At 68.0% G+C, this 24,165-nt stretch carries 20 protein-coding genes; 10 read left to right on the top strand and 10 right to left on the bottom strand.

Annotation, left to right across the window (positions count from 1 at the left end):
- The first annotated feature begins 148 nt into the window (after window positions 1-148).
- Complete coding sequence (locus ACIQF0_RS35705) at window positions 149-1,777, top strand: glycosyl hydrolase family 18 protein (protein ID WP_401037129.1); 1,629 nt, start codon at window positions 149-151, stop codon at window positions 1,775-1,777.
- Between the two features lie 62 nt (window positions 1,778-1,839).
- On the opposite strand, the gene ACIQF0_RS35700 is transcribed toward ACIQF0_RS35705, so the two are convergent.
- The 3 genes from ACIQF0_RS35700 to ACIQF0_RS35690 all read right to left on the bottom strand — a co-directional run bounded on the left by ACIQF0_RS35700 (window position 1,840) and on the right by ACIQF0_RS35690 (window position 5,393).
- Window positions 1,840-2,904: a serine hydrolase domain-containing protein gene (locus tag ACIQF0_RS35700; protein WP_401037127.1), complete on the bottom strand. Its 1,065-nt coding sequence runs from the start codon at window positions 2,902-2,904 to the stop codon at window positions 1,840-1,842.
- A gap of 2 nt (window positions 2,905-2,906) precedes the next feature.
- The gene (locus ACIQF0_RS35695; protein WP_401037126.1) at window positions 2,907-4,028 is read right to left on the bottom strand and encodes a serine hydrolase domain-containing protein; all 1,122 of its coding nucleotides are present in this window, start codon (window positions 4,026-4,028) and stop codon (window positions 2,907-2,909) included.
- Window positions 4,029-4,115: 87 nt separating this feature from the next.
- On the bottom strand, window positions 4,116-5,393 hold the full coding sequence (locus ACIQF0_RS35690; protein WP_401037123.1) for a M14 family zinc carboxypeptidase: 1,278 nt from the start codon (window positions 5,391-5,393) through the stop codon (window positions 4,116-4,118).
- 370 nt (window positions 5,394-5,763) lie between these two features.
- On the opposite strand from ACIQF0_RS35690, the gene ACIQF0_RS35685 reads away from it, so the two are divergent.
- Entirely contained in the window at window positions 5,764-6,528 is a 765-nt protein-coding gene (locus ACIQF0_RS35685; RefSeq protein ID WP_360043700.1) for an alpha/beta fold hydrolase, read from the top strand.
- On the opposite strand, the gene ACIQF0_RS35680 is transcribed toward ACIQF0_RS35685, so the two are convergent.
- Window positions 6,503-8,683: an ATP-dependent RecD-like DNA helicase gene (locus tag ACIQF0_RS35680; protein WP_401037120.1), complete on the bottom strand. Its 2,181-nt coding sequence runs from the start codon at window positions 8,681-8,683 to the stop codon at window positions 6,503-6,505. The two genes, ACIQF0_RS35685 and ACIQF0_RS35680, sit on opposite strands and share 26 nt — an antisense overlap.
- An 84-nt stretch (window positions 8,684-8,767) precedes the next feature.
- On the opposite strand from ACIQF0_RS35680, the gene ACIQF0_RS35675 reads away from it, so the two are divergent.
- From ACIQF0_RS35675 to ACIQF0_RS35655, 5 genes are all read left to right on the top strand, one after another.
- Window positions 8,768-9,457, top strand: coding sequence for a response regulator transcription factor (locus ACIQF0_RS35675; protein ID WP_401037118.1), 690 nt, complete (start codon window positions 8,768-8,770; stop codon window positions 9,455-9,457).
- Window positions 9,454-10,452, top strand: coding sequence for an ATP-binding protein (locus ACIQF0_RS35670; protein ID WP_401037115.1), 999 nt, complete (start codon window positions 9,454-9,456; stop codon window positions 10,450-10,452). Before ACIQF0_RS35675 ends, ACIQF0_RS35670 begins: the two co-directional genes overlap by 4 nt.
- Before the next feature lie 91 nt (window positions 10,453-10,543).
- A complete protein-coding gene (locus ACIQF0_RS35665; RefSeq protein WP_401037112.1) occupies window positions 10,544-12,346 on the top strand; it encodes a DUF4153 domain-containing protein in 1,803 nt (600 codons plus the stop codon).
- A gap of 100 nt (window positions 12,347-12,446) precedes the next feature.
- The gene (locus ACIQF0_RS35660; protein ID WP_401037109.1) at window positions 12,447-16,184 is read left to right on the top strand and encodes a Pls/PosA family non-ribosomal peptide synthetase; all 3,738 of its coding nucleotides are present in this window, start codon (window positions 12,447-12,449) and stop codon (window positions 16,182-16,184) included.
- Entirely contained in the window at window positions 16,181-17,380 is a 1,200-nt protein-coding gene (locus tag ACIQF0_RS35655) for a M1 family metallopeptidase (protein WP_401037108.1), read from the top strand. Before ACIQF0_RS35660 ends, ACIQF0_RS35655 begins: the two co-directional genes overlap by 4 nt.
- Here ACIQF0_RS35655 and ACIQF0_RS35650 read toward each other — a convergent pair.
- The 5 genes from ACIQF0_RS35650 to ACIQF0_RS35630 all read right to left on the bottom strand — a co-directional run bounded on the left by ACIQF0_RS35650 (window position 17,355) and on the right by ACIQF0_RS35630 (window position 21,473).
- Window positions 17,355-17,999: an NUDIX hydrolase gene (locus tag ACIQF0_RS35650; protein WP_401037106.1), complete on the bottom strand. Its 645-nt coding sequence runs from the start codon at window positions 17,997-17,999 to the stop codon at window positions 17,355-17,357. The two genes, ACIQF0_RS35655 and ACIQF0_RS35650, sit on opposite strands and share 26 nt — an antisense overlap.
- Window positions 17,950-19,167 (bottom strand): adenylosuccinate synthetase, encoded by a 1,218-nt coding sequence (locus tag ACIQF0_RS35645; protein WP_401037103.1) that lies wholly within the window; start codon window positions 19,165-19,167, stop codon window positions 17,950-17,952. The genes ACIQF0_RS35650 and ACIQF0_RS35645 overlap by 50 nt, the downstream gene beginning before the upstream one ends.
- 1 nt (window position 19,168) lies before the next feature.
- A complete protein-coding gene (locus ACIQF0_RS35640) occupies window positions 19,169-20,149 on the bottom strand; it encodes a hypothetical protein (RefSeq protein ID WP_401037101.1) in 981 nt (326 codons plus the stop codon).
- Between the two features lie 2 nt (window positions 20,150-20,151).
- A complete protein-coding gene (locus ACIQF0_RS35635; RefSeq protein WP_401037099.1) occupies window positions 20,152-21,156 on the bottom strand; it encodes an adenylate cyclase in 1,005 nt (334 codons plus the stop codon).
- An 80-nt stretch (window positions 21,157-21,236) separates the two neighbouring features.
- Complete coding sequence (locus tag ACIQF0_RS35630; RefSeq protein WP_401037097.1) at window positions 21,237-21,473, bottom strand: hypothetical protein; 237 nt, start codon at window positions 21,471-21,473, stop codon at window positions 21,237-21,239.
- A 125-nt stretch (window positions 21,474-21,598) separates the two neighbouring features.
- On the opposite strand from ACIQF0_RS35630, the gene ACIQF0_RS35625 reads away from it, so the two are divergent.
- The gene (locus tag ACIQF0_RS35625) at window positions 21,599-22,681 is read left to right on the top strand and encodes a mechanosensitive ion channel family protein (RefSeq protein WP_401037094.1); all 1,083 of its coding nucleotides are present in this window, start codon (window positions 21,599-21,601) and stop codon (window positions 22,679-22,681) included.
- Here the strand turns inward: ACIQF0_RS35625 and ACIQF0_RS35620 are convergent.
- Window positions 22,671-23,021 (bottom strand): MerR family transcriptional regulator, encoded by a 351-nt coding sequence (locus ACIQF0_RS35620; RefSeq protein ID WP_401037091.1) that lies wholly within the window; start codon window positions 23,019-23,021, stop codon window positions 22,671-22,673. The two genes, ACIQF0_RS35625 and ACIQF0_RS35620, sit on opposite strands and share 11 nt — an antisense overlap.
- A gap of 42 nt (window positions 23,022-23,063) precedes the next feature.
- On the opposite strand from ACIQF0_RS35620, the gene ACIQF0_RS35615 reads away from it, so the two are divergent.
- Together ACIQF0_RS35615 and ACIQF0_RS35610 are read left to right on the top strand one after the other, a co-directional pair.
- Window positions 23,064-23,729, top strand: a complete 666-nt coding sequence (locus ACIQF0_RS35615) for an alpha/beta fold hydrolase (RefSeq protein ID WP_401037089.1) — start codon at window positions 23,064-23,066, stop codon at window positions 23,727-23,729.
- Between the two features lie 115 nt (window positions 23,730-23,844).
- Entirely contained in the window at window positions 23,845-24,120 is a 276-nt protein-coding gene (locus tag ACIQF0_RS35610; RefSeq protein WP_401037086.1) for a hypothetical protein, read from the top strand.
- Window positions 24,121-24,165: the final 45 nt, after the last annotated feature.

Genomic DNA, 24,165 nt, shown 5'->3' with positions numbered 1-24,165 from the left:
TGGTTAACCAACTAGACAGAGACCGGACATCCAGGGCACCTAAACCGTTTTCGGACTGCTCCATTCGAGTGACGGCAGAGGTCTAGACCTTGACCTTCGAGTGGTCTAAACCACATCGTTCCGGTACCCCCTGCGACTGAGGAGACCGATGTCCAAGTTCCGATGGCATCTAGCTGCTCTCTTCGCGGCTGTCGCCGCGATGGTCCTCGGAATCGTCGTCGTGCCCGCTGCTAGCGGCGCCGGTGGCGTTTCCGCCACGTTCTCCAAGGGTTCTGACTGGGGAACTGGCTTCGAGGGCAAGTACACGATCAAGAACAACAGCGCGGCGGCCCTGACGTCGTGGACCGTCGAGTTCACGCTCCCCGCCAACCACAAGGTCACCTCGCTGTGGGACGGCTCGTACACGACGAGCGGCCAGACCGTCACGGTCAAGAACACCTGGAACGGCAGCATCGGTGTCGGCGGGTCGGCGAGCTTCGGCTTCAACGGCTCCTACACCGGCGCGTTCGGTGCGCCGACCAACTGCAAGCTCAACGGTGGCTCGTGTGAGGCCGGCGGGACCAACCCGACGACCACCACCACGACGTCGACCACGACGACTACCACCACCACGACCACCACTACGACGACCACGACCGGTGGTCCGCAGCCCGGTGGCAAGATCAACCTCGGCTACTTCACCGAGTGGGGCACCTACCCCGCGCGCAACTACCTGCCGAAGAACATCGACACGTCCGGCACGGCAGCCAACATCACGCACATCAACTACTCGTTCGGCAACGTGACGAACGGGCAGTGCGTCATCGGTGAGTCGTTCCCGGCGATCGAGAAGTCGTACACGGCGGCCGAGTCGGTCGACGGCGTCGCTGACGTGTGGGACGCGCCGGTGCGCGGTGCCTTCAACCAGCTGATCAAGCTGAAGAAGAAGTACCCGCACATCAAGATCCTCTACTCCTTCGGTGGCTGGACCTGGTCCGGTGGCTTCGGTGCCGCCGCTCGGGACGAAAACACCGCGCGCGACTTCGCGAACTCCTGCTACAACCTGCTCGAGGACCCGCGTTGGGCGAGCCTGTTCGACGGCATCGACATCGACTGGGAGTACCCCAACGCCTGTGGCTTGAGCTGTGACGCCAGCGGCACGGAGGCGTACCCGCGGTTGATGAAGGCGCTGCGCGACAAGTTCGGTCAGAACTACCTCGTCACCTCGGCGATCACGGCTGACGGCACCAACGGCGGCAAGATCGACGCTGCCAACTACAGTGGCGCGGCGCAGTACGTCAACTGGTACAACGTCATGACGTACGACTACTTCGGTTCCTGGGCGGCGCAGGGCCCCACGGCTCCGCACTCCCCGCTGACGTCCTACAACGGCATCCCGACCGCCGGCTTCTACTCGGACGCGGCGATCCAGAAGCTGAAGGGCAAGGGCGTTCCGTCCAGCAAGCTCCTGCTCGGCATCGGCTTCTACGGCCGCGGCTGGTCCGGCGTGACGCAGGACGCTCCTGGCGGCACGGCGACCGGCCCCGCGCCGGGCATCGAGCCGGGCAACCAGAACTACAACGTGCTCAAGACGCAGTGCCCCGCAACGGGCACGGTCGCGGGTACCGCTTACGCCAAGTGTGGTGACCAGTGGTGGAGCTACGACACCCCGTCCACCATCACCGGCAAGATGGGTTACGCGAAGACCCAGGGTCTCGGTGGCGCCTTCTTCTGGGAGATGTCCGGAGACACCTCGAACGGTGAGCTCGTCAAAGCGATGAAGAGCGGTCTCAACTAGTTCTTCTAAACGCCGGGAGGGGAGCTGGGTCAACTCAGCTCCCCTTTTGTTTTGCCCGAAAATCAGCAGAACACCTGGTCCAGCAGTCTGCGGTAGCCGTCACCAGGGCTCGCGCCGTCGGCCGCCTCGGTGAGCGACAGTTCGAGGCGCTTGCCGTTCGGCGTGCCGACCATCATCGTCCCGTAGCCGTGGATCTGGCCGTCGTGGCCGTAGATCGTCGTGCCGCAGGGCAAGGACGCGACCGCGAGGCCCAGGCCGTAGTCGGGGCTCACCACCGAAGTCTTCGTCAGTTCCTTCTGCTGCAAGGGTTTGAGCATCTTCCCGGCCAGCAGTGCTGTCAGGAACGTGTCCAGGTCGCGGGTCGTCGAGATCATCTCCCCCGCCGCCCAGCCCCACGACGGGTTGAGCCGTGTGACGTCCACGGGCTTGCCCGACGCATCGGGGTAGTAGCCGTGCGCGTGCGGGCCCGGCACCTCAACCGAGTTCCTCGGCAGCACGGTGTCGTTGAGCCGCAACGGCTTCAGGATCCGCTGCTCGACCGCCTGCTGGAACGGCCTGCCGGTGATCTTCTCGACGAGCAGTCCGGCGACGACGTAGTTGGTGTTGGAGTAGCTCCATTGCGTGCCGGGTTCGAAGTCGAGCGGCTTGGACGTCGAGACCGCGAGAAGCTCCTGCGGCGTCCAGCTCTTGAAGCGGACCGACGGGAAGCCCGCGGGGTCGAGCGGCAAGGCGTCCGTGTAGTTGTAGAGGCCGCTGGTGTGCTGCAACAGCTGGCGGACGGTGATGCGGTCGTCGACCAGGCCGGCCAGGTGGCGCGACACCGGCGCGTCCAGTTCGAGCTTCCCCTCCCCCGCGAGTTGCAGCACCACGGTCGACACGAACGGCTTCGTGACGCTGCCGATGCGGAAGGTCCCGTTGTGCGGCACGGGTTTGCGAGAGCCCAACTCGGCGACGCCGGAACGGACGGTGTCACGCCCGTTGATCCGCGCCTGGATGCCCAGTGCGCCACCGGACTTCGTGAGCTGGTCGATGATCTCCTGCACGGCCCCCTGCCGGGCCGGTGCCGCTGAGGCGACACCGGCCGTGGCGAGCAGGGTGGCAGCGGTGAGTGCGGCTACCAGTCTCATGATCAGCAGAAGACCTCGGTGAGGAGCTTGTTGAAGGCGTCACCGGGGTTGCCCTCGGTGGGGCCGCTGGTGGCGTTGAGCTCGAAGCGCTTCTTGCTGTCCGGCGTCGTCAGCAGCTGCGACGAGTAGCCGGGGATGCCGCCGCCGTGGCCCCACACCTTGGTGCCGCACGGCAGGGTCTCGACCTGGAGGCCGAGGCCGTACTCGGGACTCACGGCCGTGGTCTTGCTGATCTCCTGCTGCTGTGCGGGCTTGAGCAGCTTGCCGCTCGACAACGCCGTGATGAACGTGTCCAGGTCGCGGGTCGTGGAGATCATCTCACCGGCGGCCCAGGCGACCGACGGGTTCATGCGGGTGATCTCGGTCGGCTGGCCCTTGACGGTGTAGTAGGCGCGCGCGTGCGGGCCGCTGATGCCGGCCTTGTCGCCGGGCAGCTCGGTGTCGTTGAGGTGCAACGGCTTCAGGATCCGCTGCTCGACGGCCTTCTCGTACGGCTTGCCGGTGATCTTCTCGACCAGCAGTCCGGCGACGACGTAGTTGGTGTTGGAGTAGCTCCACTGCGTGCCGGGTTCGAAGTCGAGCGGCTTGGACGTCGAGACCGCGAGAAGCTCCTGCGGCGTCCAGCTCTTGTAGCGGATCTGCTCGAACTCGTCCGGGTTGAGCGGCAACGCGTTGGTGTAGTTGAAGAGTCCGCTCGTGTGCTGCAGGACCTGGCGCACGGTGATGCGGCCGTCGATCAGGCCGGGCAGGTAGCGGACGACCGGCGCGTCCAGGTCGACCTTCCCCTCACCGGCGAGTTGCAGCGTCACCGTCGACACGAACGTCTTGGTGATGCTGCCGACGCGGAACCTGCCGTTCTCCGGCACCGGCCGGTTGCCGTCCAGTTCGGCCTTGCCGGAACTGGCGGTGAAGCGCTGCCGCCCGTCCGTGACCCTGGCCTGCACGCCCAGAGCCGCTCCGCTCTGCGTGATCTGGTCCAAGGCCTGCTGGACGACCTTGCGGTCGACGCTCGACGTGTCCGCCGACGACGTGTCCGCCGACGCCGTGTCCGCCGACGCGATGCCCGCGGTGGTCAGCGCCAGCAGGCTCGTCGCGGTGACTGTGGCTACCAATCGAATCCCCATGCTCACACCATGTCGAGGTGCGGCGTCAGCCCGCATCCACCTTCAGTCGTACGGGTGCCCTAGGGGTGTCCCCTGCTCCGTTCAGCGTCAGTACGGTTGTTTTGCTGCTTTCATGGCCGAAACGAACATGGGACGCACTTTCGGCCAATGCACGTCCTTCTGGCACGAAAACGGCGGCAGGAAGCCACCGCACCTGCCGGAACTGGCGCCGATCTCCCAGACGAAACTCGGCACGCCCAGGTCGTCGTACACCCAGTCGTCGGTCGCGCCGGACGCGTTGTAGAGGACCTCGCCCGGCTGGCCCGCGGTGAAGCCGGACAGCGCGGCCTGCTCGTCCGCCATCTTGCGCAGGGCCGCGTCGTTGCCGGTCTTCTGCGTGCTCCAGCCCCACGGGAAGAGCACGTAGTCGCCGTAGCTGTGCATGGAGATCACGGCGCCGGTGGTGTCGGCGGAGGCGGCCGCGGTGTCGCCGGGTGCGCGGGTGTCGCGGTAGAGCTTGCGCCACAGCGATTCCAGGGCCTGGACCTCGACCTCTGAGTCTGCGCGCGTGCCGCGGTAGGTCTCGCTGCACTTGTTCGTGGACGAGCCGACCTCGCCCCAGTGCGAGCCGGCGTTGCGGTTGAGGTCCACGCCGCGGGAGCCCGAGGTGCAGGTGCCGTTGGCGTTCTTGCGCTGCAGGACGGGCGAGTCGCCGCCGGACTCCACGATCTCGACGCCGTCCGGGTTGGCGATCGGGACGACCCAGACCTCCAGGTCGGAGAGCATCGCGGTGAGATCCGAGCCGACCAGGTCGTCGATGAAACGCCACGCCATGTCGCCGGTGGTGATTTCACGTGCGTGGAGCTGGCCCATCACGAACAGGCGCGGCTTCGGAGCGGTAGGCGACAATGCGCAGTCACCTGCGCTTTTCCGCGTTATGCAGAGGGCTTTCAGGTCATGTCCGCCGCCGCCCTGGGTCTTGCGCCAGGAGTCGCCGTAGTCGACGACCGTGGCGAGATCGGGGTGCGCCTGAGCGACTTCGTCCAGGTGAGCGAACTGCGCGGTGATGGTGCGATAGCCGCCGTAATAAGTCGTGTCCGCGAGGGAGCGCGGCGACCGTTGGGACGGGGGCATCGCCGTCTCGACCGTGGACGGGAAGCCGTCCGCGCGGAGCTTCTGCGAGGTCCGCGGGTCGCCGACGACGAACAGGTCGTCGCCGTCACGCTGTTCCAACACGTCGTAACCGAGGCGCAACAACCGTTGGGCAGAATCACCCTTGGGCGCCGGCACACGCAGCACGTATGTCGCTTGTGGACCTTCCGCGGGCGCCGGCGCGGGACTCAGCAACAGGGCCAGGCAGGCGAACAGGGCGACGGCGGTCCTCATGATCAACGATGATCGACCGTTCCGCTGATCACCGCCAGTCCGTTCGACCGACCGGATGATTACCGTCCGGTTCTTGGGACGGAGAAAGCGCCCACTTGGCGCGCTGTGACGAAAATCAATAGGATTTCACCCAGCATCGCAGCGGTTATTGTGCTTTCACGGCCGAAACCGACTCGACGAACAGCGAGGTTCGCAGACACCCAGCCACCGGAAGAAACGGGAGCGCAAGCCATGGATCATCTGTACAACGACGGTGTCGCTGAGATCTCCCTTCTGGACTTCCCCTGGCGCGGTTCTCTCGCGGACGACGACGAGGGGCTGGAGCCGACCATCGTCCGCAGCATGGACTGACAAAACTCGGGGGTTCCCCATGACCGGCCTGTCCACCGTCGTCAAGGGCACCGGCCCGGCTCTCCTGCTCGTGCACGGCGCGGGCGGCAGCATCCAGGCCAACTACGGACCGATCCTCGGAACCCTGACCCAGTACTTCACCGTCATCGCGCCGGACCTGCCGGGCTCTGGCGGTTCACCGAAGGCCTCGGGGGCTCTCGACCTGGAGAAGCTCGCCGACGACCTGGTGGACGTCGCGGTCAAGGCCGGGCACGAGTCGTTCTTCGTGTCCGGCTACTCGATGGGCTGCGCGGTCGCCGCCACGGCGGCCGTGCGGCATCCGGACCGGGTGCGCGGGCTGGTCCTGAGCGCTCCGTTCACGAAGATCGACGCCGCGACCAAGGCCAAGATCGACGAGTGGAAGTCGCTGCTCGACGGGTCCCGCTCGGTGCTGTCGAGGTTCATCCTTTCGGTGATGTGCAGCAGGGAGTACCTGGCCCGGCTCACGCCCGCGCAGGCGGAGGGCTTCGCCGAGCTGATCGGCGCCAGCGTGCCGACGGGCTCCCCCGCGCACGTCGACCTGATCCTGAAGATCGACCTGACCGACCTGTTGCCGCAGATCACGCAGCCGACGCTGGTGATCGGCGCGTCCGGTGACCAGCTGCTGTCGCGGGAGCTGGGCAAGGAGGTCTCGGACCTCGTCCCCGGATCGAAGTACTCCGACATCGCCTGCGGTCACGCGATCGCGCTGGAGTCCGCGATGCCGTGGGCGCGGCTGATCACCGACTACCTGACGTCTGTGTAGTGCGGAGGCGGTGGGCCAATGCCGTGTGGCGGCGGCCCGCCCCCACCGTTCGCACAGCCTGGCCGATGGCTCGTTTGCTGCCCACGAGCACCACGAGCTTCTTCGCGCGCGTGACGGCGGTGTAGAGCAGGTTGCGTTGCAGCATCATCCACGCGCTGGTCGTGATCGGGATGACCACGCACGGGTACTCGCTGCCCTGTGAGCGGTGGATGGTCATGGCGTAGGCGTGACTGAGCTCGTCCAACTCGGAGAACTCGTAGTCGACTTCCTCGTCCTCGTCGGTGCGGATGGTCAGCTTCTGCTCGACCGGGTCCAGCGCGATGACGACGCCGAGGGTGCCGTTGAACACGCCGTTCTTGCCCTTGTCGTAGTTGTTGCGGATCTGGGTGACCTTGTCGCCGAGCTTGAACACCCTGCCGCCGAAGCGTTTCTCCGGCAGGCCGTCCTTCGACGGCGTCAGGGCCTCCTGGAGCACGGTGTTGAGCGCGCCCGCGCCGGCCGGGCCGCGGTGCATCGGGGCGAGCACCTGGATGTCCCTGCGCGGGTCGAGGCGGAACTTGCGCGGGATGCGGTTCGCGACGACGTCGACGGTCAGCGTCGCGGCTTCCTCGGCCTCGTCGGTGCTGAACAGGAAGAAGTCCGGCATTCCCTGGACGACCGGGTAGTCACCGCTGTTGATGCGGTGGGCGTTCGTGACGACGCCGGACTCCTGGGCCTGGCGGAAGATGTGCGTCAGGCGGACGTTCGGGATCGGGCTTCCCTGCGCCAGCACGTCCCTGAGCACCTCGCCCGCGCCGACGGACGGCAGCTGGTCGACGTCGCCCACGAGCAGCAGGTGGGCGCCGGGCGGGACGGCCTTCACGAGTTTGTTGGCCAGCAACAGGTCCAGCATCGAGGCCTCGTCCACGACCACGAGGTCGGCGTCGAGCGGGCGGTCGCGGTCGAACGCCGCGTCGCCGCCGGGCTTGAGTTCGAGCAGGCGGTGGACGGTGCGGGCCTCGTGGCCGGTCAGCTCGGTGAGGCGCTTCGCGGCACGTCCGGTGGGGGCGGCCAGGACGATCTTGGCCCCCTTCGCCTTGGCCAGCCGGACGATCGAGCGGACCGTGAAGCTCTTGCCGCAGCCGGGGCCGCCGGTCAGCACGGCGACCTTCTGCGTGAGGGCGAGCTTCACCGCCGCCGACTGGTGTTCTTCGAGGTCGGTGCCCAGCCAGGCGAGGGCCTTGTCCCAGTTCACGGTGGCGAAGCTCGGCATGCGGTCGCTGTCGGCGTGCAGCAGGCGTTTGAGCTGCGCGGCCATCGAGATCTCCGCGCGGTGGAACGGGATCAGGTAGACGGCGATCTCGTCGTCCGGCAGTTCCTCCCTGACGACGCCCTCTTCCTCGACCAGTTCGGCGAGGCAGTCGATGACCAGGCCGGTGTCGACCTGGAGGATCTTGATGGCCTCGGCGATCAGGGCCTGTTCCGGCAGGTAGCAGTTGCCGTTCGTGGTGGCCTCGGAGAGCGTGAACTGCAGGCCGGCTTTCACGCGTTGCGGGCTGTCGTGCGGGATGCCGACGGCCTTCGCGATGACGTCGGCGGTCTTGAAGCCGATCCCCCAGACGTCGCTGGCCAGGCGGTACGGCTCGTTCTTCACGACGTCGATGGCCTTGTCCGCGTACTGCTTGTAGACGCGGACGGCGAGGCTCGTGGAGACGCCGACGCCCTGCAGGAAGACCATGACCTCCTTGATGGCCTTCTGCTCCTCCCACGCGTCCGCGATGAGCTTGGTGCGCTTCGGGCCGAGCTTCGGGACCTCGATGAGTCTGTGCGGCTCGTTCTCGATGACGTCCAGGGCGTCGACGCCGAAGTGGGTGACGATCTTGTCCGCGAGCACCGGGCCGATGCCCTTGATCAGGCCGGAGCCGAGGTAGCGGCGGATGCCCTGGATCGTCGCGGGCAGGATCGTCGTGTAGTCGTCAACGAGGAACTGCTTGCCGTACTGCGGGTGCGAGCCCCAGGTGCCGCGCATGCGGATCGACTCGCCGGGCTGCGCGCCGAGCAGCGCGCCGACGACCGTGACCAGGTCACCTCGGCCGGTGTCGACCTTGGCGACGGTGTAGCCGTTGTCCTCGTTGGCGTACGTGATCCTCTCCAGGACCGCTTCGAGGACGTTCATGGTGCGAACCTACATCTCGGGTCTGCACACGATCTTCACAACTTGTCCCGGCGTCCTCCACGACATACCCATAAAGTCGCCGGCATGACAGGTCAGCGCAGGGTGCTCGTCGTGGAGGACGACATCACGATCGCCGAGTCCGTGGCCGTGCGGCTGCGTGCGGAGGGCTTCGTGGTGGCGGTGGCTCATGACGGGCCCTCTGGAGTGGCGATGGCCGCGTCCTTCGTGCCTGACCTGGTGGTTCTGGACGTGATGCTGCCGGGGTTCGACGGGCTCGAGGTGTGCCGGCGGATCCAGGCGTCGCGTTCGGTGCCGGTGCTGATGCTGACCGCGCGGGGGGACGAGACCGATCTGCTGGTCGGGCTCGCCGTGGGGGCCGACGACTACCTGACGAAGCCGTTCTCGATGCGCGAACTGGCGGCACGGGTGCACGTGCTGCTTCGCCGGGTGTCGCGGGCGGTGTCGTCGCAGTCGCTGGAGCTCGGGGATCTGCTGATCGACCTGTCCTCGCGGCGGGTGTCCCGTTCCGGGGTCGAGGCTCATCTGACGCCCACCGAGTACGACCTGCTGGTGTTCCTCGCTGAGCGGCCGTCCGCCGTGCAGGCCAGGGAGCGGTTGCTGGCGGAGGCTTGCGGGTGGCACGAGGGGGCGTCGTCGCGGACGGTCGACTCGCACGTGAAGGCGTTGCGGCGCAAGCTCGGCGCCGACCTGATCCGGACCGTGCACGGGGTGGGGTACGCGCTGGAGATACCTCAGCGGAAGGTGTCTTCGTGAAGCGGTTGCTGGATCTGCTGGACCTGTTGCCGCGTCCGTTGGACTCGGTGCGGTCGATCAAGCTCAAGCTCGGGATCGTGATCGTGGTGTCCGGGTGTGTGTCGTTCGCGTACTTCCGTTACGTGACCGGGTGGTTGCCGCCTCGGACGACGCTGATCGCTCTTGTGCTGGGGCTGCTGACCTCGCAGTTGCTCGCGCACGGCATGACTTCGCCGTTGCGGGAGATGACTTCCGCCGCTCGGTCGATGGCTTCCGGGGACTACTCGCGGTCGGTCCGCGCGACGTCTTCTGACGAGGTCGGGCAGCTCGCCGAGGCGTTCACGGTGATGGCCGCCGACCTCGCCGCCGCCGACCAGCAGCGGCGGGAGTTGATCGCGAACGTGTCGCATGAGCTGCGGACACCGATCTCCGCCCTGCAGGCGGTGTTGGAGAACGTGGTCGACGGGGTGGCGTCGGCCGATGCCGCGACGATGCGGACCGCGTTGGCGCAGACCGAACGGCTGGGCCGGCTCGTGACCGAGTTGCTGGACCTGTCGAAGATCGATGCCGGGGTGCTGTCGCTGAAGCGGGAGACGTTGTCGGTGTCGTCCCTGGTGGCTGATGTGGTGGCCGAGGCCGCGGTGGCGGCCCCCGCTGCCTCGTTCTCGATCGACGTTGCCGGGGATCTTACTGTTTTCGCTGATGGGGAGCGGTTGCACCAGGTGTTGGTGAACCTGGTGGACAACGCTGCCCGGCACGGACCCACCGGGGGGTTGGTGTCCGTTTCGGGTCATTGCTCTTCGAGTTCTGTGGTGCTGGAGGTTCGGGACGAAGGGCCGGGGATCGCGCCGGCCGAGCGGTCGCGGATCTTCGAGAGGTTCACCCGAGGGGAGAGGGCGGGCGGTGGCGGGACCGGGCTCGGGCTCGCCATCGCCCGGTGGGTGGTGGACCTGCACGGCGGGACGATCGCCGTGGTGGATCCCGGGTCGTGCATCCGGGTGACTTTGCCTCGCTGACGCTTTCCAGCTGACTTTTCGCCTGACCTCGTTCGCACCGCTGGGCGGTGTGACGGTGAAGCACGCCCGTTTCCGGGCTTGGGAGAGAGACATGACTGACTCTGACTCGACGCCTTCGGCTGACTCGTCCGAGACGCCTGGGGAGAAGGCCGCTCGGCGGCCGAAGTATCGGAACATCCGGAAGGTCGGGTATCGGCCCGTCGCCGGGGGTGGGGAGCCGGCGGGTGCTGGGGGCTCGCCGGAGCCTGAGGAGGCTGGGCAGGAGGCCGAGGCAGCGCGGCCGGCGGGCAGGAGTTCCGGCGAGGCGGCGCGGCCGGTGAGCGAGAAGCCTGCCGAGGCTGCCCAGCCCACTCCGCCCACCCAGCCCGCGCAGGTCGTCACCGCCACCCTGCCCCCGCCCTCCCCGTGGCAGGGCCCGCCCCGCTACCCCGCCGCAACGGCCGCCATGGCCACCCCGGGCCTGCCGTTCCTGCCCTGGTGGCGTCCACCCACGACCGGCGCGCCCAGCAAAGCCCTGGTCGCGGGCCTGATCGCGGGCCTGGCCGGTGCGTTCCTCGCCGTGCCGAACAACGGCATCGGCTGGTTCCTCGCCGGGCTGGCGGGCGTCGGCGGGGTGCTGTTCTACGCGGGCAAGCCCACCGTAGAGCGCGCGCTATGGCTGGCCGGTGCGCTGGCGTTCCTCGCGATGGGCTTCCTGCGAGCCGCGGAGTGGGTGTTCCCGCTCAGCCTGATGGCGTCGATGTTGTGCGGGTCGATCGCGATGGCCGGCGGCAAGACGGTCAAGGGGCTCGTGTTCGGCGCTGTGGGCGTGGGGCTGGGCGGGCTGCGGTCCATTCCGTGGGTGGCCAAGGGGTTCCGCAGGGCGGGGCCGGTCGGGATCCGGCCGTTCGTGTCCGTTGGTGTGGCGTTGGTGTTGTTGCTGGTGTTCGGGTCGTTGCTGGCCGGGGCGGACAAGGGGTTCAACGACTTCCTCGAAGGCCTGGTGCCGGACCTCGAAATCGGCGCCTACGTGCAGAAGGCGTTCTACGGAGTCGTTGCGGCGCTTGGTGCTCTGGGGGCCTGCTACCTCGTGGCGGCGCCTCCGCAGATCAACGAGGACGCCGAGGGCAAGCCCGGGACGTTGCGGCTCAAGGACTACGGGCTGCCGGTCGGCGTGCTCGTGTTGCTGTTCACCGGGTTCGTGGGGACGCAGCTCGCGGTTCTGTTCGGTGGCGAGGCCTACGTGATGAAGACGGCGGGCGTGACGTTCGCCGAGTACGCGCGGACCGGCTTCTGGCAGCTGCTGTGGGTCACCATTCTCACGCTCGGCGTAATCGCCGGTGTCGCCCGGTTCGCCGTGAAGAAGACGGCGCGGGAACAGTTGTGGCTGCGGGTGTTGCTCGGTTCACTGGCTGTTCTGACACTGGTCATCGTGGCGAGTGCCTTGAGCCGCATGTGGTTCTACCAGCAGGCGTACGGGTGGACGGTGTTGCGGCTGCTCGTCGCGTCCTGCGAGGTGTGGCTGGCGGTGGTGTACCTGATGGTGATCGCGAGCGGGATCTCGTTGCGCGCCAACTGGTTGCCGAAGGCGATCGTCGGTACCGGCACGGCCTTCTTCCTCGCGGTGGTGGCGATGAACCCCGAACGGGTGGTCGCCGACTACAACGTGTCGCGGTTCGAGGCGACGCAGAAGATCGACACGTACTACCTGTCGCAGTTGTCCGAGGACGCGGTGCCGGCGTTGGTCCGGTTGCCCGCGCACGAACGCTCGTGTGCCTTGCGGTGGATGAAGAATCGCACCGTCGAGCAGGACTGGCGGGAGTGGAACCTGGCCCGCCACAACGCAAAGAAGTCACTCGAAAGTGTTGCGGTGACTGAGGTCACCTGTGAGGACGCGTACTCCGGCGAGAGGTAAATGGTTACAACACTGTAAAGTTGCTCAGCTACCAGTTGCCGAGAGGGTGAGAAGTGACGCTGACGTGACGATCGCGGCTGAACCCGTTGTCCTTCGATCGATGTTCACCGCAGGCGAGGCGCCCACACCGCGCACCCTCCTGGACATCCTGCGCGCGAGTGCCGAGAAGCACCCGAACGCGCTGGCCGTCGACGACGGCACCACCGCGCTGACGTACCGCGCACTGATCACCGAAGTTCAGGAACTGTCCGAAAAGCTCAACGCGGAAGGCGTCGGGGTCGGCGACCGGGTCGGCGTTCGCGTGCCGTCCGGGACCGTCGACCTCTACGTCTCGATCCTGGCGACCCTCGCCGCCGGCGCGGCCTACGTGCCCGTCGACTTCGAGGACCCCGACGAGCGCGCCGAACTCGTTTTCGGTGAGGCACAAGTGAGTGCCGTGCTCGGCGAGGGCCGATCCCTTGTGCCGCACGGCACCACGCTCGGCGTGCCCGGCGAACCCGGTCTGGACAACGACGCGTGGATCATCTTCACGTCCGGTTCGACCGGTAAGCCCAAGGGCGTCGCCGTGACGCACCGCAACGCCGCCGCGTTCGTGGACGCCGAGGCGCGGCTGTTCCTGCGGGACGAGCCGATCGGGCCGGAGGACCGCGTTCTCGCCGGGCTCTCCGTCGCGTTCGACGCCTCCTGCGAGGAGATGTGGCTCGCGTGGCGTTACGGCGCCTGCCTGGTGCCCGCGCCGCGCTCGCTGGTGCGCACCGGCATGGACCTGGGCCCGTGGCTGGTCGAGCAGGAGATCACCGTCGTGTCCACGGTTCCGACGCTGGCCGCGCTGTGGCCCGTCGAGGCGCTGGACGACGTGCGGCTGCTGATCTTCGGCGGCGAGGCCTGCCCGCCGGAACTGGCCGAGCGGCTCGCCGTGGACGGCCGCGAGGTCTGGAACACCTACGGGCCGACGGAAGCGACCGTCGTCGCCTGCGCCGCGCGGATGGACGGCACCGGCCCCGTGCGCATCGGCCTGCCGCTCGACGGCTGGGAACTCGTCGTCGTCGACGCGGCCGGTGAGGTCGTGCCGATGGGCGAGTCCGGCGAACTGGTGATCGGCGGCGTCGGCCTCGCTCGCTACCTGGACGAGGCCAAGGACGCGGAGAAGTACGCGCCGCTGCCCTCGATGGGCTGGGACCGCGCGTACCGCAGCGGTGACATGGTCCGCGCCGAGCCGGAAGGCCTCGTCTTCCTCGGCCGCGCGGACGAGCAGATCAAGCTCGGCGGCCGCCGGATCGAGCTCGGCGAGGTGGACGCGGCGCTGGCCGCGCTGCCCGGTATCGCCGGTGCCGCCGCTGCCGTGCGCACGACCCGTGGCGGCAACCAGATCCTCGTCGGCTACGTGGTGGTCGACGGCGAGTTCGACCAGGACGCCGCCGTCGAGCAGTTGCGCGGCGAACTGCCTGCCGCGCTCGTCCCGTTGATCGCCGTCGTCGAGACGCTGCCGACGCGCACGTCCGGCAAGGTCGACCGCGCCGCGCTGCCGTGGCCGCTGGCGTCGATGGACACCGCGGGCGTGGTGTTCTCCGGTCTCGAAGGCTGGCTCGCGGAGCAGTGGGCCGCCGTGCTCGGCTCCGGACCGGCCTCCGAAGGCGCGAACTTCTTCTCGTCCGGCGGTAGCTCGCTGGGCGCCGCGCAGCTCGTCTCGATGATCCGCACGCGGTACCCGAGCACATCGGTGCAGGACGTCTACCAGAACCCGACGCTGTACAAGCTGGCCCGCCGCCTGGAGTCGTACGGCTCCACCGCTGAGGTGCGCGAGGTCGCGCCGACGCCGCGCTGGACCGGCGTCGTGCAGACGCTGCTGATGATCCCGCTGCTCACGATCTCCGGCGCGCGCTGGGTCGTGGGGCTGACGGCGTTGTCGAACGTGCTGGGCTGGACCTCCGTGTCGTGGTGGTGGGTCGCCGCGGGATTCGTGGTGTTCCTGAGCCCCGCCGGACGGCTGGCGATCTCCGCCGGCGGCGCGCGGTTGCTGCTGCGCGGCGTGAAGCCCGGCGAGTACCCGCGCGGCGGTTCCGTGCACCTGCGACTGTGGACCGCCGAGATGCTGGCGCAGATGTCGCGCGCCACCGAGCTTTCCGGCTCCTGGGTCACGCACTACGCGCGGGCGTTGGGCGCGAAGATCGGCCCCGGCGTCGACCTGCACTCGTTGCCGCCGGTCACCGGCATGCTGAAGGTCGGGCGCGGCGCCGCCGTCGAACCCGAGGTCGACCTGTCCGGCTGGTGGCTGGACGGCGACAGGCTGCGGATCGGCCGCATCCGGATCGGCGCCGGCGCGACCGTCGGTGCGCGCAGCACGCTGTTCCCCGGCGCGCGGATCGGCAAGAAGGCCGAGGTGGCGCCCGGTTCGGGTGTCGTCAGGTCCGTGCCGACCGGTCAGCGCTGGTCAGGCGTGCCCGCCACCCGTGAGGGCAAGGCGTCGCGCTCGTTCCCGTCGCGTCGTCCCACGCGGTCGCGCTTCTGGAACATGATGTACGGCGTCTCGTCCGGCCTGCTGGCCGTGCTGCCGCTGCTGGCGGCCGCTCCGGCCCTGCTCTACGTGCTGCGCAGGCCCGTTTCCCTGACTTCGGCGCTGTGGGACGTGCCGGTCGCCTCCGCGATCTGGTTCGGCTCGTACGCGCTGATCGTGCTGGTCGCCGTGCGTCTGCTGGGCATCGGCATGCGTGAGGGCTACTACGCCGTGCACAGCCGTGTGGCGTGGGCGGCGTGGACGACCGAGCGGTTGATGAACAACGCGCGCACGGCCCTGTTCCCGCTGTACGCGTCGCTGTTCACGCCGGTGTGGCTGCGGCTGCTCGGCATGAAGGTCGGCCGCAACGTCGAGGCGTCCACCGTGGTCGCGCTGCCGAAGATGACCCGCGTGGGCGACGGGGCGTTCCTGGCCGACGACACGATGGTCGCGACGTACGAGCTCGGCGGTGGCTGGCTGCGGATCGCCACGGCCCGTGTGGGCAAGCGGGCGTTCCTGGGCAATTCGGGCATGACCGCGCCTGGCCGCAACGTGCCGAAGGGCGGGCTCGTCGGCGTGCTGTCGGCGGCTCCGAAGCGGGCCAAGGCCGGGTCGTCGTACCTGGGCATGCCGCCGATGAAGCTGCCGCGCGCCGCCGAGGTGTCGGACCAGTCGCGCACGTTCAACCCGCCCAAGCGGTTGATGTGGGCGCGGGCGCTGGTCGAGCTGTGCCGGTTCGTCCCGGTGATGCTGAACGTGGCTCTCGTCGTGCTGGTGCTGTTCGCGTTGAAGGAGTTCGGACTCTGGTCGTCCGGCGTCGTGCTGCTGGGCGCCGGTGTGGCCGCGTGCCTGGTCGCCGTCGTCGCCAAGTGGACGCTCGTGGGCCGCTTCAAGGTGCGTGAGTACCCGCTGTGGTCGGCTTTCGTGTGGCGCAACGAGCTCGCGGACACGTTCGTCGAGGTGCTCGCGGTGCCGTGGCTGATCGGGTTCTCCGGTGGCACGCCGCTGATGAACCTGTGGCTGCGCTCGCTGGGCGCGTCGGTCGGCCGTGGCGTGTGGTGCGAGTCGTACTGGCTGCCCGAGGCGGACCTGGTGTCGCTGGGTGCCGGCGCGTCGGTGAACCGCGGCTGCGTCGTGCAGACGCACCTGTTCCACGACCGGATCCTGCGCATGGACAGGGTTTCCCTCGCGGCGGGCGCTACTTTGGGTCCGCACGGCATCGTGCTTCCCGGCGCGTCCGTCGGCGCTCACACCACGATCGGACCCGCCTCGCTCGTCATGCGCGGAGAGGATGTACCGTCGGGAACCCGTTGGCTGGGCAACCCGATCTCCGCGTGGACATGAGCTTCTCCGTACATCATTACGCACTAGAGCTTGACTACAAGCCGCACTCCGCGCGCCTGTCCGGGCGCGCGGTGCTGCAGGCTTCCTGCACCTCGCTGTCGTCGTTCTCGCTGTCCTTCGGTCCACTGCGGATCTCGAAGGTGCTGGTGAACGGCAAGCCGGCGCGATACGGACATGCGGGCGGTGTGCTGAACATCCGCGCGGCCGTGCGCGGAGCCTTCACGGTCGAGGTCCGGTACTCGGGCACGCCCGTGCCGGTCTCGACGCCGGAGTGGGGCGACCTGGGCTGGGACCAGCTCACCGACGGCTCGATCGTGGCGTCGCAGCCGATCGGTGCGCCGTCGTGGTTCCCGTGCCTCGACGAGCCGTCCTCCAAGGCCTCGTACCACCTGGAAGTGGTCGCGCCCTCGCCGTACACGGTGGTGTGCAACGGAGTTCTGGTGGACGGCAAGGTCTCCGGCAGCACCACGCGGTGGACGTACTCGATGGCCGCGCCGATGGCGACCTATCTCGCGACCGTCCAGATCGGACAGTACGTCGAGGCGCTGCCGGACGTGTGGGCACCGGCCCGGTTGCGCAGGCTCGTCGCGCACGACTTCGGCCGGCAGAAAGCCATGATCGAGCTGTTCTCGTCGCTGTTCGGGCCTTACCCGTTCGCGCGTTACTCGGTCGTGGTGACCGATGACGCGCTGGACGTTCCCGTTGAGGCTCAAGGGCTTTCGACGTTCGGCGCCAACCACGTCGACGGGCGCCGGGGTTCGGAACGGCTGGTGGCGCACGAACTGGCGCACCAGTGGTTCGGCAACTCGGTCGGGATCGCCGCGTGGGAGCACATCTGGCTGAACGAGGGCTTCGCCTGCTACTCGGAATGGTTGTGGTCCGAGGCGTCCGGTCGCCGTTCCGCCGACGCTTGTGCTGCCGGCGCACGGGATCTGCTGCGACGGTTGCCGCAGAACCTCGTGATCGGACGGCCACCGCGTGCCGACTGGTTCGACGACCGGGTCTACCAGCGCGGGGCTTTGACGTTGCACGTCCTGCGGCGCGAGATGGGCGACGACTCGTTCTTCGCGTTGCTGCGGGAGTGGTGTGCCCGCAACCGGCACGGCGCGGTGACGACCGAGGACTTCCTCGCGCTCGCCGGGCACCGGGACCTGCTCACCCGCTGGCTCTTCAAGCCTGAGCTCCCCCTGCGCTGAACCTCCACACCAGCGGCGGACGGCCTCCCTTGGGCAGCGCCGACGCGTGCTGGCTGGTGCGTTCGAGGCCGGGCACGCGATCCATCGTGCGGCCCAGGTTGGCGGGGTAGGGCCGGTCGCCGGTCAGGGACTCGGTCACGTCGAGCGCCTGCGCCGTCGTGAACTCGGGTCCGAGCAGACCCGCGGTGAACGGCACGTCCCGCCAGAGCTTGTCCGCCAGCAACGGCCGGCAGTCGGCGACGATCCGGTCGTGGTCGAAGGCCAGCGCGGGCACGGCGTCGAACCGGCTCCAGACCGCCACGTCACCGGTCGGCCTGGTCACCGTGGCCCACAGCGCGATCGACAACGTCGGGCCGCGCGGGTCACGGGAAGGCTCGTCGAACGTGGCGAGCTGACCGGTCGCCGTCACGGACTCCCCGGCGAGGCCCAGTTTGCCCGTGACGGCCCTCGTGGTCGCGTCGCGCAGCCGCTCACCCCTGCCCAGCAGCACGCCGGGCAGTGCCAACTCGCCTGCGAACGGCGCCTGCGCGCGCGACGCCACCCCCACGAGCACCGCACGTGCTTCGGGATCAAACCGGAGCACGATCACGTCCACCGACACCAACGTCGACTCGATCATGTCGTGGATTGTCCCGCACCACGTAGTCCGCCCTGGCCGGCCCCGCGCCGGTGACGAGCACGTCGACATCGAGCAACTCCTCCAGGTAAGCCACGGGATCGGGCAGGTCGTCCAGGCCCTCACCCGTGGCCACCCTCAGGCCACGAGCGTCCAGATGTGTCACGGCCAAGCCGTCGATACCCCCACAGCAATCGACGGAGTAGCGCAACAGGTTCGCGTCCAGGTGGCCGGCCCGCCACGCGCCCTGGAACTCCCCGGTGCCGTTGTGGGCCTCGGGGAACCGGTCGAGGACGGCCTGGTCCTCGGTCGGCAGCGGGCCCGCGCCGTGCCGTGTCTGGTAGGTCCTGGTCACGCCGATGACGCGGGCTTTTCGGCCGCCGAGCAGCGCTTTCGCGTTGCGTGGCGTGGTGGTGGACCAGGTCGTGTGCGGGTGGAAGCCGTAGGTCTCGTCCAGGAGAACGCCTTGTGCGCCCTCGAAAACGAGCCTTCCGGTGTCCGCGAGTCGTCCGAAGTCATCGGTCGTGATCCGGACGGCGTCCGCGAACGAGCGGTAGAGCATGACCAGTTCGTCCACGCTGATGACGTCGCCGATCAACGGCTCGTAGAACCTGGCGAGCGCGTCCAGCTTGCGCCGCAACGTGGTGGGGTCGAGGCAGTCACCGACGGCCGGGGCTGAACCCGGTTCGCCGATGACCTCCTGCCCCTCGACGACCACTCCCCTGGTCGCCCCCTCCAGCAGCCCGTACCAGACGGTCTCCCCGATTCCCTTGCCGCACGAGCCGTGGCGATCCTTGCCCCTGGCGTTCTCGCGGGCCCGGTTCGCGGCCACGTGAAACGGGGTGGTGAGCAGCGCCTGCGCGTCGATCGACATCAGCGAGAGCGGGTCGGCGACGCCGAGCGCCTCCAGTTCCCGTGACTCGGTCGCCAGCGCGATCGGTTCGACGAGCACGTGGCGGGAGAGCCAGGTCGGCACGCCCGCGAGCGTGCCGGACCCGAACTGGCTGAACGTGTGGTGCCGCCCGTCGACGACCACGTTGTGCGCGGCCTGCGCTCCCCCGTTGAACCGCACGACCGCCGACACCGACCCGTCGGCGCACAGCGCGTCGACGGTGGCCCCCTTGCCCTCGTCGCCGAACCCGAGGCCGACGACGATCACGTGGTCGTTCATGTCAGCTCAGCGCCACGTCGTCAGGACCGTCGATGCCGAGCGGCGCGGCGGTGATCGAGCGTGCCGCGCCGCCGACGGCGACCAGCGCCTTGCCGACGGCCTTGCTCTCCGCGACCGACCCGATCTCGGCCAGATCGACCAGCGCCTGGTCGAGGTCCACCACGCGTTCCTCCATGCCGATCGTCGCGGCGATCAGCTCGCACACCGCACCGGGATCGTCGAGCTTGAGGAAGTTCTGCCCGAGGATCGTCCGCCAGTGCTCGCCGATCGAGTCGTCGTTGAAGTACGACGACTGGTTGGGCAGGATGAAGTACACGTGCCACTTGCGGGCGAGCTCGCGGTACACCGACACGGGATCGATGTCCTGCTTGACGTCGTCCCCGATGATCCGGCGGATGTGCTTGGCTTCCAGCCGCGGCTTGTTCAGCTCGTCGCCGATGATGAACAGATAGCCCTTCCTGCCGCGCTTCTGCCACGCGTCGGTGACCACGTGCTGTGCGACGAAGTACGCGGCCAACTCGTACGACTCGCTCTTCTGCCCACCACCGTTGCCTTCGAGGAAGATGTCCCGCAACTGCTCGTCCATGCGGTTGTCCGACTCGAACTGACCGACCTGCAGCGGAACGCGATCGCTGTCCGCGTCCCCGATCCCGCCGAACATCAGCTGCGGGTCGGCGAGATATCCCTTGCGCTGCAACAGCCCGTGCAACTTGCCGAGCTTGCCCTGCATGATCCGCGGCACCGCACCCATCGACCCGGTCACGTCGAACAGCACCGCGATCGGTGTCGAGTCGGCGTGGTCGGGCGAGTCGCGGCACTCGCGGTACTCGACGTTGAGCGGGTCGAGGCTCGGCGCCGCCTTCCAGCTCGACGCGGGATTCCCCTTGATCGAGGCGGTGTAGCCGAAGTCCGCGATCCCCTTGGCAGCACGGAAGGTCTTGGCTGCCGCGTAGGCGTTGTCATCCCACTTGCCGTGTCCCATGGTCATTCTCCCTTTGGAAGTGCGAACGGGCGGAAAACCCTTGGTCCGTACAGTTCTTCGAGCAGGTCGTCGTACTCGCCGATGAGGTCGGCGGCGTCGGGCCTGCGTGCCGGTAGTTCCTGCAGGCAGCCTCTCGCGAAGGCTCGTTGCCGATGTTCGTTGTGGTTCAGCAGATCGAGCATCAGTGTGTGTGCCATGTGGACGTCCGTCGCGGCCGTCACCGGTTCTCCCGCTCCGACTTCCGGCGGGTAGCTGATCGTCTTGCTGGTCGCGAGCAGTTTCTGGTTGGACTCGACGGCGAACGACCAGCCGGCCAGCACGATCCCGTGCTGTTCCGGGTGCACCATGACGTTCTCGGCAGTGACAGCCCCGTGCACCAGCCCGATCTGATGCGCGCCAGCCAATGCCTTGAGAAGCCTACGATGCATCCACGCGTAGTCGCGCCCGTCCAGCCCGTGCGGGTACGCGCGCTTCACGTCCGCGAGCGTCACGAACCCGTCAATGAGCGGGTCCAGCACCGTGAATGCCCTTGAGCCCTTGGCGACTTCGCCGGACGTGTCGAGCAGCCGCGGGTAGAACGGCCGCAGCCACTGATTGCGGTCAGTAAAGCGTTCCAGTGCGCGCAGGGCCTGCCATTCGCCGTGCAGCAACGGGTTGAGCGCCGGGTTGCGCACCACCTTCACGACGTACGGCCCGTCCGCCTCGTACAGGTTGGCGATGCTGCCGACCGCGAACGGCTCGCCGATGCGGTAGACCCCGGTCCTCGTCTTTAGTTCGACACTCGTGCTGTGGGTCCACTCGTGGTGCAGGCGGGTCAGGTTCGCCGACGCCCGGTGCGCCCGCGTGTTGCCCGGTCCGACCACGTCGGGGTGCAGGACCGAAGCCAGCGCGCGGTACCGGCGTTTTGCCTGTTTGCGCAGGTCCGGGTCGGTCGTGCGGGGCCCGAACAGCGCTTCGGCCGTCGTGGCGCGCTCCACCAGTTCCAGCGCCTCCGGTGTCGTGAACATGGTTTGAGTCTTGCAGACTCAAACTCGGAACGCAATGGTGCCCGGTCGATGTGACTCAGCCAATGCCGGTCAGGCGCTGTCTACGACTCCGAACCCTCGTCCCATCCCGGCACATCAACGATGCGCGCCGCTACCGGAACACCGTGCCGCTCCATCAGCGCCGTGACCTCCTCATCCATGTCGTCGTCCTCGATCAGGAGGGCGGTCCTGGTAACCGAATCCCAGATCAAGTACCCGTACTCGTCATCAGGCGATCCGACCAGGAAGTACCGGCCGCGTGGCGACTCCCACAGGTACGCGAAGTCAGAGATCGTCATGACGGAGACACCATCCTCACAGGAAACAAGAAGCGGCACTCACGGTAGGCGTTCCGTGAGGCGTTTCATGGTGTTCCCCTCCCCGGCCGCCGGGTACCCGGCCCCGATACGGGAGGAGGAACGGTTTGCTGTTCGTTGTCATGGGCTGCTCGATCGCCTTCGCACTACTGGTGGTGGAAGTGATCCACCGCCTGGTCCGCCGCTTCACCCACAGCGGCAAGATGTACCGGCCCGGTCAGGCCTTCGGGGTGGTGCTGGCCGCGCAGATAAGCCTGAGCGTCTACCCCGTGAACGCGCCGTTCGCGTTGCACGCCTTGGGAATCGCGTTGATCCTGGCCGGGGCCTGGTTGCTGGCCGCGTTGATCAGCACGCTGGTGGACGTCTCGCTGTCGCGGATTCGCACCGATGTCACGGACAACCGGCACGCGCGGCGGGTGCACACGCAGATCACGCTGGTGCGGCGGCTGGTTCTGGTGGTCATCGGGGTGCTGGCGGTCGGGGCGATCCTGATGACGTTTCCCGGTGCGCGGGCGGTCGGGTCGACCGTGCTGGCCTCTGCCGCTGTTATCGGTGCTGTGGCGGCGTTTTCCGCGCAGTCGTTGCTGGGCAACCTGATCTCGGGGTTGCAGATCGCGTTCAGTGACGCGGTGCGGCTCGATGACGTCGTGGTCGTCGAAGGTGAGTGGGGGCGGGTCGAGGACGTCACGCTGACGTACGTGGTGCTGCACCTGTGGGACGACCGGCGGCTGGTGCTGCCCACCTCGTACTTCCTCAAGACGCCCTTTGAGAACTGGACTCGCACGCAGTCGGCGTTGCTCGGGACCGTGGAGCTCGATCTGGACTGGACGGTGCCGGTCGAGGCGATGCGGCAGGAGATGCGGTCGATGCTGGAGGGCAGCGATCTGTGGGACGGGCGGGTGTCCGTTCTCCAGGTCACGCAGGCCACGCAGGGGTTCGTGCGGTTGCGGGCGCTGGTCAGCGCCGCTGATGCCGGGAAGCTGTGGGACTTGCGCTGTCTGACTCGCGAGCATCTGGTGGATTGGGTGCAGCGGCAGCACGGCAGCGCGTTGCCGCAGGTCAGGACGAAGGCCGTGACCGGGGTCAAGAAGGCTCAGCCCGCGGGTGACCAGCACACGGACGCTCGGGTGTTCGGGGAGAGCGTGGACGGGGCGTTGCGGGAGCAAGCGTTTGCGGGACCTAAGGGGTAGATCGTTCGAGGATGCCCGCGATCAGGCCGCGGCATCGGTCGATCTCGGCGGCCCGGGTGTCCAGGCGGGCCACCTCGGCTCGCAGGGTCGCCAGCAGGTCCGCGCACGGGTCCAGGCGCGGTGAGGCGTCCAGGACGCACGGGAGCAGCAGTGCGATGGTCGCGACGGGCAGGCCCACGTTGAGCAGCGCCTTGATGCGCCGCACGGTCTCGACGTCGGCCGGCGAGTACACGCGGTAGCCGTTGGGCGAGCGTTCCGAGGTCAGCAGGCCGCACTTCTCGTAGTGGCGGACCGAGCGGGCGGAGACGCCGCACTCGGCGGCCAGTTCACCGATCAACACGCCTTGACCTTGACACTGATGTCAAGCCCTACGGTCGGCCGCATGAACGTGATCTTGCACGGAGCACAGGGCACGGCAGAGGACTGGGACCAGATGAAAGCCCTGCTGGGCCCCACGGAGGTGCCGGAACGGCGCGGGCGCAACGGAGTGCCGTTGCCGAGCGGCTACGGCCTGCGCACCGAGATCGACGACCTGCACGCGGTGCTCGACCGGCACGAGCGGCCGACCCTGATCGGGCACAGCTATGGCGGCGTCATCGCGCTGCTGGCGGCGCAGGAACGCGCGGATCTCAAGGCGCTCGTGCTGTACGAGCCCGCGATCGGCCTGGACGCACAGGCGGTGCGGGACTTCGAGGACGCACTGGGCCGGGGTGACCGGGACCTCGCACTGGAGATCATGGCCGTTCGGATCGCGGGCGAGGCCCCGTTCCGCGACACCGACCCGGAAGGCTGGCTCAAGGCGCAGGACATGCTCGACACGACACTGCACGAACTCAGGGCGGTCGTCGGCTACCGCTACGAGCCGCCGAAGTTGTCGATTCCGGTCACGGTGATCGTCGGCGAACGCACCGACCACCTCTTCGGACCGGCCGCGCGCGAGATCGTCAAGGACACCGGCGGCACCCTGATCACGCTGGAAGGCGCAGGTCACGTGGCTCACGTGACGCATCCGGAACTCTTGTCGAAAGCCATGCAACCACTCTCGTGAGGCGTTACGTCCTAACCACATGAGAAGACCGCTCGCCGTCGCGTTCTGCGCGCTGGCTCTCGGAAGCTGTGGTACGAACGGGTCTCCAGCCGTGCCCTTGGCGGAGGTGCCGACCGTGTCTTCAGCGAAACCGGACAGGATCCGGATCGAGCAGGCGAAACGCGACGGCCACCTCACAGTGCCACTGATGATCTCCGTGCAGCCGGGACGCGACGAGGAGGTCGAGCAGGCACTGCAGAGGCTGGGCGCGACCGTCGAGTCGCGGGATCCCAGAATCGGCTACCTGCGCGCCGAGATGCCGGTCGACAAGGTGGAAGACGCGTATCTGATCGTCGGCGTGTCCAAAGTGGACGTGGACGAGCCGCTGAACAACAAGCTCCCTGAACCGTAGAAAGCCCCAGGATCTCGTGGACCCTGGGGCTTTCTGTGTTGCTAC

This window comes from Lentzea sp. NPDC092896 (assembly GCF_044754905.1).
Lineage (GTDB): Bacteria > Actinomycetota > Actinomycetes > Mycobacteriales > Pseudonocardiaceae > Lentzea.
This window is presented reverse-complemented; position numbering and strand designations above follow the sequence as displayed.

Coding starts and splice junctions, on each gene's coding strand:
- ACIQF0_RS35705 (WP_401037129.1), top strand. CDS start 149: ATGTCCAAGTTCCGATGGCATCTAGCTGCTCTCTTCGCGGCTGTCGCC.
- ACIQF0_RS35700 (WP_401037127.1), bottom strand. CDS start 2,904: ATGAGACTGGTAGCCGCACTCACCGCTGCCACCCTGCTCGCCACGGCC.
- ACIQF0_RS35695 (WP_401037126.1), bottom strand. CDS start 4,028: ATGGGGATTCGATTGGTAGCCACAGTCACCGCGACGAGCCTGCTGGCG.
- ACIQF0_RS35690 (WP_401037123.1), bottom strand. CDS start 5,393: ATGAGGACCGCCGTCGCCCTGTTCGCCTGCCTGGCCCTGTTGCTGAGT.
- ACIQF0_RS35685 (WP_360043700.1), top strand. CDS start 5,764: ATGACCGGCCTGTCCACCGTCGTCAAGGGCACCGGCCCGGCTCTCCTG.
- ACIQF0_RS35680 (WP_401037120.1), bottom strand. CDS start 8,683: ATGAACGTCCTCGAAGCGGTCCTGGAGAGGATCACGTACGCCAACGAG.
- ACIQF0_RS35675 (WP_401037118.1), top strand. CDS start 8,768: ATGACAGGTCAGCGCAGGGTGCTCGTCGTGGAGGACGACATCACGATC.
- ACIQF0_RS35665 (WP_401037112.1), top strand. CDS start 10,544: ATGACTGACTCTGACTCGACGCCTTCGGCTGACTCGTCCGAGACGCCT.
- ACIQF0_RS35660 (WP_401037109.1), top strand. CDS start 12,447: ATGTTCACCGCAGGCGAGGCGCCCACACCGCGCACCCTCCTGGACATC.
- ACIQF0_RS35655 (WP_401037108.1), top strand. CDS start 16,181: ATGAGCTTCTCCGTACATCATTACGCACTAGAGCTTGACTACAAGCCG.
- ACIQF0_RS35650 (WP_401037106.1), bottom strand. CDS start 17,999: ATGATCGAGTCGACGTTGGTGTCGGTGGACGTGATCGTGCTCCGGTTT.
- ACIQF0_RS35645 (WP_401037103.1), bottom strand. CDS start 19,167: ATGAACGACCACGTGATCGTCGTCGGCCTCGGGTTCGGCGACGAGGGC.
- ACIQF0_RS35640 (WP_401037101.1), bottom strand. CDS start 20,149: ATGGGACACGGCAAGTGGGATGACAACGCCTACGCGGCAGCCAAGACC.
- ACIQF0_RS35635 (WP_401037099.1), bottom strand. CDS start 21,156: ATGTTCACGACACCGGAGGCGCTGGAACTGGTGGAGCGCGCCACGACG.
- ACIQF0_RS35630 (WP_401037097.1), bottom strand. CDS start 21,473: ATGACGATCTCTGACTTCGCGTACCTGTGGGAGTCGCCACGCGGCCGG.
- ACIQF0_RS35615 (WP_401037089.1), top strand. CDS start 23,064: ATGAACGTGATCTTGCACGGAGCACAGGGCACGGCAGAGGACTGGGAC.